Source organism: Limnohabitans sp. Rim47 (assembly GCF_001517545.1).
GTDB lineage: Bacteria > Pseudomonadota > Gammaproteobacteria > Burkholderiales > Burkholderiaceae_C > Limnohabitans_A.
Map to the genome: position 1 here is coordinate 601,932 of NZ_FBYA01000001.1, position 13,753 is coordinate 615,684.

15 protein-coding genes are annotated in these 13,753 nt (G+C 58.8%); 3 read left to right on the forward strand and 12 right to left on the reverse strand.

What is annotated here, in order from left to right:
• The first annotated feature begins 163 nt into the window (after positions 1-163).
• The gene (locus tag BN3544_RS02725) at positions 164-598 is read left to right on the forward strand and encodes an Hsp20/alpha crystallin family protein (RefSeq protein ID WP_019428638.1); all 435 of its coding nucleotides are present in this window, start codon (positions 164-166) and stop codon (positions 596-598) included.
• Positions 599-672: 74 nt separating this feature from the next.
• On the opposite strand, the gene BN3544_RS02730 is transcribed toward BN3544_RS02725, so the two are convergent.
• Both BN3544_RS02730 and pobA read right to left on the reverse strand, forming a co-directional pair.
• A complete protein-coding gene (locus BN3544_RS02730) occupies positions 673-1,554 on the reverse strand; it encodes a CoA transferase (protein WP_019428639.1) in 882 nt (293 codons plus the stop codon).
• A 130-nt stretch (positions 1,555-1,684) separates the two neighbouring features.
• Positions 1,685-2,878, reverse strand: a complete 1,194-nt coding sequence (pobA, locus tag BN3544_RS02735) for a 4-hydroxybenzoate 3-monooxygenase (protein WP_019428640.1) — start codon at positions 2,876-2,878, stop codon at positions 1,685-1,687.
• Between the two features lie 197 nt (positions 2,879-3,075).
• Here pobA and BN3544_RS02740 point away from each other — a divergent pair, with 197 nt between their 5' ends.
• Positions 3,076-3,846, forward strand: a complete 771-nt coding sequence (locus BN3544_RS02740; protein WP_019428641.1) for an IclR family transcriptional regulator domain-containing protein — start codon at positions 3,076-3,078, stop codon at positions 3,844-3,846.
• A gap of 6 nt (positions 3,847-3,852) precedes the next feature.
• On the opposite strand, the gene BN3544_RS02745 is transcribed toward BN3544_RS02740, so the two are convergent.
• The 7 genes from BN3544_RS02745 to BN3544_RS02775 form a co-directional block, all read right to left on the reverse strand.
• Positions 3,853-4,566 carry an ABC transporter ATP-binding protein gene (locus BN3544_RS02745; RefSeq protein ID WP_019428642.1) on the reverse strand — a complete coding sequence of 238 codons (714 nt, stop codon included), beginning with the start codon at positions 4,564-4,566 and terminating at the stop codon, positions 3,853-3,855.
• 1 nt (position 4,567) lies between these two features.
• On the reverse strand, positions 4,568-5,371 hold the full coding sequence (locus tag BN3544_RS02750) for an ABC transporter ATP-binding protein (RefSeq protein WP_231733887.1): 804 nt from the start codon (positions 5,369-5,371) through the stop codon (positions 4,568-4,570).
• Positions 5,364-6,374, reverse strand: coding sequence for a branched-chain amino acid ABC transporter permease (locus BN3544_RS02755; RefSeq protein ID WP_019428644.1), 1,011 nt, complete (start codon positions 6,372-6,374; stop codon positions 5,364-5,366). The genes BN3544_RS02750 and BN3544_RS02755 overlap by 8 nt, the downstream gene beginning before the upstream one ends.
• Before the next feature lie 16 nt (positions 6,375-6,390).
• Positions 6,391-7,254 carry a branched-chain amino acid ABC transporter permease gene (locus BN3544_RS02760; protein ID WP_019428645.1) on the reverse strand — a complete coding sequence of 288 codons (864 nt, stop codon included), beginning with the start codon at positions 7,252-7,254 and terminating at the stop codon, positions 6,391-6,393.
• Between the two features lie 61 nt (positions 7,255-7,315).
• Entirely contained in the window at positions 7,316-7,633 is a 318-nt protein-coding gene (locus tag BN3544_RS02765; protein WP_019428646.1) for a non-heme iron oxygenase ferredoxin subunit, read from the reverse strand.
• A gap of 2 nt (positions 7,634-7,635) precedes the next feature.
• The gene (locus BN3544_RS02770; RefSeq protein ID WP_019428647.1) at positions 7,636-8,124 is read right to left on the reverse strand and encodes an aromatic-ring-hydroxylating dioxygenase subunit beta; all 489 of its coding nucleotides are present in this window, start codon (positions 8,122-8,124) and stop codon (positions 7,636-7,638) included.
• Entirely contained in the window at positions 8,124-9,389 is a 1,266-nt protein-coding gene (locus BN3544_RS02775) for an aromatic ring-hydroxylating dioxygenase subunit alpha (protein ID WP_026036414.1), read from the reverse strand. Before BN3544_RS02775 ends, BN3544_RS02770 begins: the two co-directional genes overlap by 1 nt.
• A gap of 97 nt (positions 9,390-9,486) precedes the next feature.
• Here BN3544_RS02775 and BN3544_RS02780 point away from each other — a divergent pair, with 97 nt between their 5' ends.
• A complete protein-coding gene (locus BN3544_RS02780) occupies positions 9,487-10,422 on the forward strand; it encodes a LysR family transcriptional regulator (protein ID WP_019428649.1) in 936 nt (311 codons plus the stop codon).
• A 132-nt stretch (positions 10,423-10,554) separates the two neighbouring features.
• On the opposite strand, the gene BN3544_RS02785 is transcribed toward BN3544_RS02780, so the two are convergent.
• From BN3544_RS02785 to BN3544_RS02795, 3 genes are all read right to left on the reverse strand, one after another.
• Positions 10,555-11,739 (reverse strand): ABC transporter substrate-binding protein, encoded by a 1,185-nt coding sequence (locus BN3544_RS02785; RefSeq protein ID WP_019428650.1) that lies wholly within the window; start codon positions 11,737-11,739, stop codon positions 10,555-10,557.
• A gap of 175 nt (positions 11,740-11,914) precedes the next feature.
• Complete coding sequence (locus tag BN3544_RS02790; protein WP_019428651.1) at positions 11,915-13,339, reverse strand: FAD-binding oxidoreductase; 1,425 nt, start codon at positions 13,337-13,339, stop codon at positions 11,915-11,917.
• A gap of 5 nt (positions 13,340-13,344) precedes the next feature.
• The gene (locus tag BN3544_RS02795; RefSeq protein WP_019428652.1) at positions 13,345-13,752 is read right to left on the reverse strand and encodes a DUF2069 domain-containing protein; all 408 of its coding nucleotides are present in this window, start codon (positions 13,750-13,752) and stop codon (positions 13,345-13,347) included.
• Between the last annotated feature and the right edge of the window lies 1 nt (position 13,753).

The window sequence follows — 13,753 nt, forward strand, 5'->3', positions numbered from 1 at the left end:
GTGCTGCCCTCGTGTGTGCATTGCTCAACAGACGTGAGCGCCCGAAAAAACGACAGTGACTGTGGGGTGGGTATCGCTTATCCGCTCTGGGTGCGGTGCATTCATGCGCCGCGCTCAACCTGTCATGCAGCGTCACTGCTGCTTATTCATTGGAGAACACACCATGAGCAACCTTGCCCGATTCAATCCTTTCAGCGAACTGCGCGAACCTTTTAGCGACGATTTCTTCAAAGGCTTTACCTTGCGCCCCGTTTACCGCCTGATGGAAGGCGAACCCCAAATGCGTCTGGACCTGTCGGAGGATGACAAAAATTTCTTCGTCAAAGCCGAGATTCCCGGCGTGAAAAAAGAAGACATCAAGGTGTCTGTGGACGGCAACCAAGTGTGCGTGAGTGCCGAAGTGAAAAAGGAAAAGGAGCAGAAAGAAGGGGCCAAGTTCATCCGCAGTGAGCGCTATTACGGCAGCGTCTCGCGCAGCTTCACGCTGGATGAGGGGGTGGACCAAGCAGCGTCTTCTGCCAAATACGAAGACGGTGTTTTGCAATTGACCCTGCCCAAAAAACCCAACGGTCAAAGCCGCATGCTCAAAATTGCCTGACACCCCCGATCGGGCGCAGGCTGTTTGTTATCAAGATGGCTGGGCTGCGCTTGATGGCGCATGCCGCGCGTGTGTCAGCGCGGCAGCGTCATCAAGGGAATGTCTTTGACCACTGCCAATTTGTCGAGCTGCGCGCGTGTCTGGCTGGCCAGGAAGGCCTCGAGGGCGTGGCGTGTGGCGGGCTTGAACAGGTCTTTGACCGGGTGCGACAGCTTGATGCCAGCAGCTTCGCACAGGCTTGCGGCAAAGTGCGGTTCCAGTGCAGCCAAGGCCACGCGGCCGTTTTTGCAAGCGTAGATGCGGTAGCCCGCGTGCGCACCACCCACCGCACCCTCGGGTGTGGTCATGCGCAGCTGGCGGGGTAGGGCCAGCCAGGCGGCAGCCTCAGACAATGCCACTTCGTGGCGAGAGCCTTTGCCTGTGGTCTTGAGCTCCAACAGGGCCTTGAGTGCAGCCTCGCTGGCCATGAGTGCGCCGCCCATGTCGGCAAACAGGCTGGGGGGCAGGTCCAAGCCATTGACCAGGCCGACTTCGGCCTGGTACGTTAAATCGTGACCCGGAATCTCGGCCAGCAGGCCGGGGGCACCGACCACTTCGATCAGGCTGAGCGCGGGGTACTGCTTGTGCAGGGTCTTCCAACTCAGGCCCAGTTTGGTCAAGGCCGAGGGGCGAAACGAGGTCAGCAGCAAGTCGGTTCGGGGCAGCAGCTTGTGCAGCGCGGCTTGTCCAGCAGCGATTTTGAGGTCGAGTGTTTTTTGCTTGACGCCTGTGTGCAGCAGCTCGTAGCCGCTGGCTGTGTAGTGCTGCATCGGATCGCCAGAGGGCGGGTTGATCTTGGTGCAACTCGCGCCCATTTGTGCCAGGCGCATCAGTGCAGCAGGGCCCGGCAGGTTGAGGGCAAGGCTCAGGACGCGTATGCCGCGCAGGGGTTTGTTTGTGCTCATGGTGCTGGGCATTTTAGGAGCGAACCCCTGCTTGCGAATGCTTGCCGGGGCAGCGCAAGGCAGAGTGACACGCCAACTTTCGGCCGCGGTGATGGCCTGCTGCTAAAAATGAAAAGCCCTGAATGGCGGGCTTTCAGGTGGCTTAAGCGCCAAAGTTCAACGGCAAGCCCACGTAGTTTTCAGCGATGGTGCGTGATCCCGCCTCGCTGTTGATCAGGTAGTCGAGTTCCGCGTCCTGAAACTTCTGCCCCATCTCGCCGTTTTCTGGAAAGTGGTGCATCAAACTGGTGAACCACCAGCTGAAGCGCTCGGCACGCCAGATGCGTCGCAGGCAGCGCTCTGAATAGGTGTCAATGCCTGCGTCGGTCTTGTCTTGGTAAAACTCGATGAAGGCATTGGACAGGTATTTCACATCGGTAGCCGCCAGGTTCAGGCCTTTGGCCCCTGTGGGCGGCACGATGTGGGCGGCATCACCCGCCAAAAACATCCGGCCAAAACGCATGGGCTCGGTCACAAAGCTGCGCAGTGGCGCAATGCTTTTCTCGATACTGGGCCCCGTCACCAAATGCTCGCAGGCTTCGGGGTCGAGGCGGTTGCGCAATTCGGCCCAGAACGCGTCGTCAGACCATTGCTCGACCTTGTCGGTCAGTGGCACTTGCAGGTAATAGCGGCTGCGCGTGGCGCTGCGCTGCGAGCACAAGGCAAAGCCTCGGGTGCTGTTGGCGTAAATCAGTTCGTGGTGCACAGGCGGTGTGTCTGACAAGACGCCCAACCAACCGAATGGGTAGACCTTTTCGAATTCCTTGATCGAGCCCTTGGGCACGCTGGCGCGGCACACACCATGGAAACCGTCACAACCGGCAATGAAATCGCATTCGATGGTGTGCAAGTGGCCATTTTTTTCGTAAGTCACGCGGGGTTTTGCGCTGTCGAATTCATGCACCTGGACGTTTTCGGCTTCGTAGACCGTGGGCAAACCTGCCGCTTGGCGAGCGTCCATCAAGTCACGGGTCACTTCGGTCTGGCCATAGACCATGACGTTTTTACCGCCTGTGAGCTTGTTCATGTCGATGCGGTGGCGTGCGCCCTTGAACAGCAAGTCAAAGCCACCATGGAGCAGACCTTCTTGGTGCATGCGTTGGCCCACACCGGCTTCATCCAGCAGGTCCATGCTGACCTGTTCCAGCACGCCTGCACGAATGCGCGAAAGCACGTAATCGCCGCTTTGGCGCTCAACGATGACGGCATCGATGCCCGCTTTGTGAAGCAATTGGCCCAGTAGCAGGCCAGAGGGGCCAGCGCCAACGATGGCGACTTGGGTGCGGGTGGTGCTCATGGGTGTCTCCTGTTGTCGGTCAACGCAATGCCAGCAAGCTTAGGCGGCCTGTCGGTTTTAACGCCTCGCAAGTGTTCGAGTTTGCACGCTGAGTAGATGATTTGTGCGATGATCGCGCAAATTGATGCACATCAACAGAGGCGCACAGCAACCAACGTCGGTCGCTTCAGCCCCGACTTAGCCCACAGGAAACCCCCATGCCGATGGCCAAAGCAGATTACATCGAAGGCCTTGCCAAAGGGCTTGCTGTGCTCGAGTCTTTTGACACTGAACGCCAGCGGCTGAATGCGACGCTGGCCGCCCAGCGCACGGGCATCACGCGGGCGGCCGCTCGGCGGCATTTGCTCACACTGACCGTGCTGGGTTATTTGGAAACCGATGGCAGCCACTACTGGCTGTCGGCGAGGGTGCTGCGTTTTGCGGGCAGCTACATGGCCACTTCGCGTTTGCCGCGCACGCTACAGCCCACGCTCAACCGTCTGGCACAGCAAACGCAGGCGGCTTTCAGCGCGGTGGTGCTGGATGGCGGCGAGGGCGTGATCGTGGCCCGCAGTGCGGGTGTGGCCGAGCCGGTGCGGCATCTGGCTTATGGCTTGCATCTGGGGGCACGCTTGCCTGCGCATGCCACATCCACGGGGCGGGTGTTGTTGGCTAATTTGCCTCAGGCGGACTTCAATGCCTGGCTCAAGGGGCGTGAATTGACCCGCATCACACCACAAACCGAAGTAGGTAAGGTCAAGTTCAAAGCGCTGATTGGGCTGGTGCGGCGAGATGATCATTGCCTGGCTCGCGACGCGCATGAGCTGGGCATTCACGCGCTGGCTGTACCGCTGCGCAACATGCAAGGCCAAACCTTGGCTGCGCTGAATGTGGTGGGCACCGCCGATCAGTTGTCCGATACGGCGGTCGTGCGCAAGTGGCTGCCTTTGTTGCTGGAGGCGGCACGCGAGTTGCGGCCTTTGTTGTGACGCGACTCAAACGCCCAAGTGCTGCTCAAGCACACTGGGGTCGTTCAGCAATATTTGCGAAGAGCCTTCAAATACCACTTGGCCTTTGACCAAGATCACATTGCGGTCGGTGATCTGGGTGACGTGTTTCCAGTTTTTGTCCACGATGATGGCGCTGATGCCGCTGTCTTTGATGAGGCTGCAGATGCGCCAGATTTCGCGAGCAATCAGCGGCGCCAGGCCTTCAGTGGCTTCGTCAAGAATCAGCACATCGGGGTTGGTCATCAGCGCCCGACCGATGGTCAGCATTTGTTGCTCACCGCCAGAGAGTTGTTGGCCTCCATGGCCCAGTCGTTCTTGCAGACGCGGAAAGGTCTCCAGCACGCGTTCATAGGTCCAGTCGCGCTGGCCACGGGTGCCGGGGCGGGCGGCCATTTGCAGGTTCTCGACCACGCTCAGGTTGCCAAAAATGCCCCGGCCTTCTGGCACATAAGCGATGCCCATCTGAGCCACTTCACAAGTGGGGCGGCCGTTCATGCGCTGGCCTTTGATGTCCACTGTGCCTGTGCGTGGTGGCACGATGCCCATGATGGATTTGAGCAAGGTGCTCTTGCCCATGCCATTGCGGCCCATGAGGCCGATGGTCTCACCCCGACCCACCGTAAAGTTCACGCCGCGCAGGATGTGGCTGGCACCGTAATAGGTATTCAGGTCTTGCGCGTTGATCAGGATTTCCGGCATTTCAATGTTCCTCGCCCACGGTTTCATGGGTCTCTTCACCCAGGTACGCAGCTTGCACACCGGCATCGGCACGCACCACCGCAGGCACGTCGCTCGCAATCACTTGGCCGTTGACCATGACCGTGAGGTGATCGGCCAGCGTGAAGATGGCGTCAATGTCGTGTTCGACCAACATCATGGCGTGGTCTTTTTTGAGGCGCAGCAGCAGTTGCACCATGCTTTCGGCTTCGGCCTGACCCATGCCGGCCAGCGGTTCGTCGAGCAGCAGAACCAGTGGTTCGGTGGCCAGTGTCATGGCAATCTCAAGTTGGCGCTGCTCGCCGTGACTGGTGGCCCCCGCCATGGCATGTCGGCGGTTTTGCAGCCCGGCCAGTTCAATGGCACGTTCGGCGCGCTGGTTCACGGCCGTCATCTTGGCCGCAGAGCGAAACCAGCCCAAGGGGTTGAATGGCGAGGGTTGAACCCGCGACTGTGCCGCCAGGCGCACGTTGTCCCAAACACTGAAGGTGGTGAAGATGTTCGTCTTTTGATAGCTTCGGCCCAAGCGGTGACCCGAGATTTTTTCGGGTGTCCAACCTGTGATGTTGTGGCCATCGAGAGTGATGGTGCCGCTGGTGGGTGGCAAGTCACCAGAGAGCAAGTTGGTCAGTGTCGATTTGCCTGCCCCGTTGGGGCCAATGACGGCGTGAATGTGGCCCAGCCACAGGTCGAGCGAGACATCGTTGACCGCAGCAAGGCCCCCAAATCGTTTGGTCAGGCCGCGTGCGGACATCAAGCTTTGGCGTTGCATTGAATGGTCAATCATGGCCAGACTCCTTGCGTTCTGCACGGCCACCGAAGGTGCGTGAGATGAGGCCCAAAATGCCTTTGGGCGCAAAAATGATCAGCGCCACAATGAACAGCCCCATCCACATTTGCCAATGTTTGCCGGTCTTGAACTCGCCCACATCGGGCAGGTCTTTGAAAATGTGCAGCAAATATTCGAAGCTCAACGCGCCCACGATAGCGCCTGCAAAATTGCCCATGCCTCCCAAAATGACCATCATGATGGCGTGTGCACTCATGTGAAAACCCATCAGCTCCGGGTTCACAAAACCGCTTTGCGCAGCCCACAAAAAACCGGCCAGACCGGCCAGTGCGCCAGCCAGCGTGAACGCCGCCAGCTTGTGGCTAAAGGTGTTGAACCCGAGTGCCCGCATGCGGTGCTCGTTGACACGGATGCCCGACAGCGCACGGCCAAAAGGGCTCCAGAGCAGGCGGCGCAAAAACCCATACACCGCCAGCAAGCAGCCCAGCGTGAAGTAATAAAAAACCTGTTTGTTTTCCAGGTCAATCACACCTGCATCGGGCCGGAAGTTCAGGAATAAACCATCTGAGCCACCCAGCGCCTTGTTGTCAAAAAAGATGAAAAACACCATCTGGGCAAAAGCCATGGTGACCATGATGAAGTAAATGCCGTGCGTGCGCACCACCAAAAAGCCAATGACCAAGGCGGCCAACGCGGCCCCGCCCACCGCCAACGGCAAGCTGGTGTACAGGCTGATGGCTTCGTTTTGTGGCGTGATAAAGGCCAGCACATAACCGGCCAAGCCAAAGTAGGCCGCGTGGCCCAGCGACACCAGGCCCGTGACGCCTTGCAGCAAATCCAGGCTCATGGCAAAGATGGCCAGGATCATCATGCGCACGACCATCGCCGAGTAGAAATCAGAACCCACAAAGGGAAAGGCGGCCAGCGCTAAAAAGCCCAAGGCCATCACCAGCTGGATGCTGCGGGGCAGGGTTTCGAGGTGAATTTGAGGCGTGCTCATGTTGTTCTTTTCGTTGTCATTGCTTGAACAGGCCTTCAGGCTTGTACAGCAGCACGGCTGCCATCAGCACGTACACCAGCATGCCCGAGGCCTGGGGCAGTAGCACTTTGCCAAAAGTGTCGACCAGGCCGACCAGCAGCGCAGCGATCAGCGCACCACGCACTGAGCCGATACCGCCAATGACCACCACCACAAAGCACATGATCAGCACTTGGCTGCCCATGTTGGGGTAGACGCTGGAAACGGGTGCGGCGATCATGCCGGCAATCGAGGCCAGGCCAATGCCTAAAGCGAACACCACCGAATGGATCAAGCGGATGTTGATGCCCAGCGATTCGGTCATCTCCCGGTTGAATGCACCTGCGCGGATCTTCATACCCAAGCGGGTTTTGGAGATCAGCAAATACAGGCCCAAAGCCAGCACCAGGCAAACGCCCGACATGAACAAGCGGTACACCGGGTACGACAGGTTGTCGGTCAGTGGAATGGATGCGGCCAGCAGATCGGGTACAGGCAGGCCGTGCACATCGTCGCCCCAAACCATGGACCGCAGCTCTTCAAAAACGTAGATCAGACCGAAAGTGAGCAGCACTTGGTCAAGGTGGTCGCGTTGGTAAAAGTAACGAAACAACAGCCGCTCCAGCAACAGGCCAAAGCCCACCGACAAAGCGGTGCCCACCACAATGGCCAGCGTGAAACTGCCCAGTTGTGCCGCCAGTGACCAAGCCAGGTAAGCGCCCAACATGTAAAAGCTGCCGTGCGCCAGATTGACCACGCCCATGATGCCAAAGATCAGTGTCAAGCCGGCCGCCAGCATGAACAGCAGCAGGCCGTACTGAACGCTGTTGAGCAGCTGGATCAAGAAATTCACAAAGTCCATCGGGGTCACACTTTGAAAGGTGGGGGTGCAGGCATTCTAAGGGTGGCAAGCGGGGCCGAAATCAGCTGATCAAGTTCAAAAAGACCCTGCCATTTTCGATTTTCACAGGCCATGATTTGACCGGCTCGGTGGCTGGCCCACAGCTGACCGTGCCATCACGCACATCAAAAAGTGCCTGATGAAAAGGACATTCCACCCTGTGTCCTTCTACAAAACCATCGCAGAGTTTGGCGTTGCCGTGGCTGCACAGGTTGTTGATGGCATGCACACCGCCATCTTCGAGTTTGAAGATGGCTATGTCCTGGCCTTCGGGGGTCACAGTGATCCCAGCGCCTTCAAACAAATCGGCCTCGGCGGCCACGTCAATCCAGTTGTTCATGATCAGATGGGGTAAATGATGGAGTTGGGAATCATCTCGCTGTCGAACACGCAGATGCGCTCAGCAAACTTGAAGCCTTCGGGGGTTTGTACGATGGTGTCGATGTAGCGGCCCACATTGAACACGGTGCTTTCCTTGTCGAGCTTGGTGCGAAACACCGCGTAGTTGGCTTCTGTGTGGATACGACCTTCTTCGACTTTTCGCACCATGGGCGCGCCCACCACATGCCGCTGGTAGTAGGGGTCGTGGAAGATCGTTTCGGTGATGCCATACACGCGGTCCTTGAGCATGCCCTTGCTCGTCAGGAACAAGGTGGCCAAAGGAAATCCGCGTTCGAAGTTTTCACGGGGCTGCAGTTTGTACACGCATTCTTCGGTAAAAAATTCCGGCCACAGCTCCCATTTTCCGCTGTCCACGGCGCTGGCGTAATCGGCATAAAGTTGCTGGATGTCGAACCAGGTTTGCAGGTCTATCAAGGGCTTGCTCATCATCAGTCCTCCATCACTTTGCGCCAGTATTCGTACATGCCCCGAATAAGGGTTTCGGTCACCATGTGATCGGTTTCGCCCACATCGTGACCGCCCAGCTCTGCCACCGTGCGGTGCGCTGGTTTGGTCTCGAAGGCTTGTTGAGAAAACTCGATCACTTCGCCATCGTCCGCCGAAACAAAGCCTGCTGGGCCAAACAGGTTGGCCTGCCGCAAGCGACGCTCGGTCATTTCCGCGGTGTCGTCTTCAAAACCGAAGTGGGTCCAGACAAAGTCGAATGCGCCATGGCCATCGGGTTGGATGTGGCGCGTGGACACGCTGTTCACCTGCTGCTGAAAGATCACGCTGGGGAACAGCGTCATCATCACCGCCGTGGGCATTTGCTCGCCCAGTTGCCACCAGGGCTCAGGCACGATGTCCAGAAAGCTCGGGTCATTCAATTCCATGCTGGCTTTGAAGCTGCTGACTTGCGTGACCTGGGATTTGTCGCCTGTGGCCTGGCCACCCGTTCCGCGTGTGGAAATCATGGCCGCATGACGGTGGTGTTTGTCCATGCGCAACTCGGATTTGTTGTCGGCACGCCAGAGGCCAAAGGTCACAAACCAGGTGTGCAGCAGGCCGGGGTGATAAGGGTCTTTGATGTTTTCCTGCATCAGCTTCCAGTTGCCTGGAATGCGCTGGCGGTTGTACCCCAATAACTTGAGCTGACGTCCGTTGAACAGCCGGTCAAAGTAACGCAGGATGGTCGGCCCCATGTAGTCTTCGAGAGACTCTACCGAGTGGTCAAATGCCGCAAACACCACGCCGCTGCGGGTGGCCACTTTGAGCGAGGTCAGGCCATGGTCTTTGGGGTCAAAGTCAGCGGGCATGCCGCCGTTGACTTTGCCGTCCTGACGCACGCCGCGGCGAAAGGGAACGCCTTGCAGTTTGCCGTCCAGCGCGTAGCTCCACTGGTGGTAAGGGCAGACCAGCTCCTTTTTGTTGCCGTGTCGCTCACGGCAAAACGCCATGCCCCGGTGCGCGCACACGTTCTCGACCACATGAATTTGACCGTCCTGGCTGCGCGTCAAGATGACGGAGCGCTCGCCGATCACGGTGCGTTTGAAGTCACCCGCGTTGGGGATCTCGGCCTCCAGGCCCACATAGCTCCAGTGGTTTTTGTAGAAAAAACGCTCCAGCTCTTTTTTGTGGCTGTCCTCGTTGGTGTAAACGGCAAACGGAATTCGGCTGGTGCCCGCCGTTTCCCAGTGAATGGGGTGTTCCTGCATGAGGTCTCCTTGTGAAAACTTGACACACATCATGCTCAAATCCAATAATTAAGTAAATCGGATTTTTTGCATAAACAGTATTTGAAAATCAAATAATATGGATGTCTCAAAGCTGGATCTGAATTTGTTGGTGGTGTTTCACCACTTGCTGCAACAAAAGCGTGTTTCTGCCGTGGCTCAAGTGCTGGGCATGAGCCAGCCAGCGGTGAGCAGTGCGCTGGGGCGCTTGCGCGTGAGTCTGGGGGATGAGCTTTTTCTGCGTACCCAAGGCGGGATGACACCCACGCCCTATGCATTGCAGCTGGCCGAGCCTGTGGCCGTGGCTTTGGACGGATTGCAGCAGGCCTTGAATGTGCGTGCGGCCTTTGATCCGGCCAGCAGCACGCGCAGCTTCACCATCGCCATGACCGATGTGGGCGAAATGTATTTCCTGCCGGTGCTGATCGATGCGCTGGCCCGCTCTGCTGCGGGTGTCACGTTGCAAGTGGTCAGCGTGACCCAGCCCACGCTCAAAGAGGACATGGCCACAGGCCGAATTGATTTGGCTGTGGGCTTGTTGCCGCAATTACAGGCAGGCTTTTATCAGCAAGCGCTCTTCAAGCAAAAATACATTTGCCTGATGCGAGAGGCGCATCCGCTGGCGGGCCAGAACAGGCTCAATTTGGTCTCATTTACAGAGGCCGAACACGTTCGCATCGTGGCGGCGGGCACAGGGCATGGCCGGGTGGATGTTGCGTTAGAGCAGCAAAAACTGCGCCGTCGCTTTCGACTCACGGTTCCGCACTACGTGGCCTTGGGCGATGTGCTGAGCCATTCCAATCTGATCGCCACCGTGCCCGAGCGTTTTGCAGACCGGACATTGGTGCCCTTTGGTTTGGTCAAACGTGAATTGCCAATGGCCGTCGATGAAAGCGCGATTCACCAGTTCTGGCACGGGCGCCTGCACCGAGATCCCGGCCACCAGTGGCTGCGTCAGCTAATAGACCAACTTTTCGGAGACAGCAAAATGCCTCATAACGAACAAGCCGTATGAGGCATTTGCAGGGCATAGCTCAGTGTCGTGTGCTTTGAGGTAAAACCCTTTGTCACTGTCTCTCGGTCCCGCAATTTGCGGTCCCGAGGAGCAGTCAACAAACAGGGGCCTCAAGCCGTTAGCGGGTGTTTTTTACATGCGGCAACCAGCGCCGGAGTCGGCCAGCGCCTTGGCCGCGACACCAATCACCTTGTTTTCTTTGTTGGAGACCTCACGCAGATAGATGTCTTGCACCGGGTTGTGCGACTTGCTCATGGTCCACTTGCCACGCGGGCTGTCGATCACGGCGACTTCCATGGCCTTGATCATGGCGGCCTTTTTACTCACATCGCCTTGCACAGCGTTGGCCCCTTGCACCAGCAGCAGACCCGTGTCGTAGCCTTGCACGGCGTACACATCGGGTTGCATCTTGAAGGTCTTGGCGTAGTTCAGGCGGAATTCCTTGTTGCGCTTGGTCTCGATGCCATCGCCGTAGTGCAGGGTGGTCAGCACACCGTCTGCAGCAGGGCCTGCGGCATCCAGAACGCCTTCGGTCAAAAAGCCGGAGCCATACAAAGGAATCTTGCCCTTGAGGCCTGCGGCTGCGTAGTCGCGCAAGAACTTGGCTGCGCCGCCACCGGCAAAGAAGCAGGCCACAGCGTCGGGCTTGAGTGCGGCAATTTCGGTCAGCAGAGCCTGGAACTCGACGTTGGGGAAGGGCAGACCCAGCTCTTTGACGATGGTGCCACCCGCCTTGGTGTAGCTTTCTTTGAAACCCTCGAAGGCTTCGTCGCCAGCGGCGTATTTCCAGGTGATCCAAACCGCCTTTTTGTGGCCGCGCTTGACCATGGCCTCGCCCAGCGCCATGGTGGGCTGGCTGTTCGAGAAGCTGGTGCGGAAGACGTTGGGTGCGCACTGGGCACGGGTGGCGATGTGCACGCCAGCGTTGGGGATCAGGCTGATCACGCCACTTTCGCGGGCCACGCGGTGAATGCCCATTTGCACGCCCGAGTGGACGGTGCCAATCAGCACATCCACTTTGTCGCGTTGCACCAGTTTGTTGGCGTTTTCGATGGCTTTGGACGGCTCGGACTCGTCGTCCACCTTGAACCATTCAATTTCGCGGCCGCCCAACTTGCCGCCTTGCTCGTTGATGGCCATGCGCACGCCGTTTTCAATGGCCACGCCCAACTGTGCAAAAGTGCCGGTGTAAGGCAGGATGAAACCGACGCGGATTTTGCCAGTCTGGGCCATGGCACTTTGGGGGACCAACAGGCTGGTCGATGTGGTGCCCAGCAGGGCGGCACCTTGGGTCAAAAGCTGGCGGCGTGAGGTCATGTGTGTTCCCGGTCTTTAAAGTTGTGCGTGGGCTCTTGATGAGCACTTTTAGATTATGGGTCAGGGCGCAGGGCGTCAGACCTAGGGAAATCATGGGGTCATGAAGCCCTGAGAAAAGCCAACCAGGCTGGGGTCAGTGCACGCTATTGATGCCGTGGTTAATTGGCTGGGTGCTTCAGCCTAGCACCCGCCCCGGGTTGAGCAGGTTTTGCGGGTCCAGGGCTTTTTTAACGGCCCGCATCATGGCCAGCGCCGTCGGGTCTTTGTAGAGCGGCAGTTTGCCCACTTTGAGTTCGCCCACGCCGTGCTCGGCGCTGATGGAGCCGTCGAACTTGGCGACTTGGTCAAACACCAGTGTGTTCACCCGTTCTTCGTTTTCATGCAAAAAGGTTTGGCCATCCACGCCCTCAGGGGCTTGCACGTTGTAGTGCAGATTGCCGTCGCCCAAGTGGCCAAAGTCCACCATGCGCACACCGGGCACCTCGCGGGCCAACAGGGCGTCGGTTTCGGCCACAAAGGCCGGGATGCGCGAGACCGGGATGCTGATGTCGTGCTTGATATTCAGGCCTTCCTGGGCCTGGGCCAGGGTGATGCTTTCGCGGATGTGCCACAGGCCTTGGGCTTGGCTCAGGTTTTCTGCGACGACGGCGTCCGTGACGCAACCGGCTTCCAGTGCGGCTTCGAGCAGCGCTTCAAACTGAGCACGGGCGTGGGTTTCGCTTTCGCTGTCCGAGTTTTCCAGCAACACGCACCAAGGCGATTCTTGCGACAGCGGCACACGCAGTTGGGGATAGTGCTTGTCGACCAAGCTCAGTGCGAACTGGCCCATGACCTCAAAGCCCGTGAGGCCAGGCCCCAGGCGTTGGTGGGCCAGACCCAGCAGTTGCACAGCCGCTTGCATGCTGGGCACGGCGGCCCAGGCGGTCAGCTGCGCGGCGGGCTGGGGGTACAGCTTCAGGGTCGCGGCGGTGATGATGCCCAGCGTGCCTTCGCTGCCGATCATCAGGTTGCGCAGGTCATAACCCGTGTTGTCTTTGCGCAGGCCGCTCAGGCCGTGCCAGATCTCGCCCTGGGCGGTGACGACTTCGAGGCCCAGACACAGCTCGCGGGTGTTGCCGTAGCGCACCACCTGCGTGCCGCCCGCGTTGGTGCCCAAGTTGCCGCCGATGGTGCAGCTGCCTTCGGCCCCCAAGCTCAAGGGGAACAAAAAACCAGCCTTATCGGCTGCGGCCTGCAGGTTTTGCAGCACGCAACCGGCCTCGACCGTGATGGTCAGGTTGGCCGGGTCGATGGCACGCACCGCGTTCATGCGCGTCATGCTCAGCACGATTTGCTGGCCTGAGCTATCCGGCACGCCGCCCACCACCAGCCCGGTGTTGCCGCCTTGGGGCACGATGGGAGTGCTTGTCGCTGCACAGGCCTTGACCACAGCAGCCACTTGGGCTGTGTTGCCCGGGCGGACCACGGCCAGGGCGCGGCCCCGCACGCGCTTGCGCCAGTCTTGTTCCCAGGGGCTCAGGTCGGTGGCCGGGTCGTCGTGGGTGAGGACGTTGGCGTTGCCACAAATTTGGCGCAGCTGTACAATCATAGGCTGGGTCATGGTGTTCAGTCTCGGGGCACAGGCACAAAGTTGCCGGTGGCTTTGGCGGCTTTGAAGCGGATGCGCACATGCAAAGCGCAAGCCACAAACAAGGTGGTGCACAACAGGGTTTGCAAGCCTGCCAGCGCGTTGGAGGGCCATGCATCGCCCCAGGCCCGAACCACGCCCTCTATAAAGTACAGCCAGACCAACATGCTGACCCAGCGGTAGGTGTACATGCGGTTTTTGAGCAAGCCGGACAGCGGAATGCACAAAGGCAATACCTTGATGGCCCACCAAGAGCCGCCCGGCCGCAAGGGGGCCAGCCAAAGCTCCCAGGCCAAGCCCAAAAGAATGAGTCCAAGCAGGCTGCCGACGGCCATCCAGCGCGTGAAATCGACGCCGACGGGTGTGTTTTCTGTGTGTATGTTCATT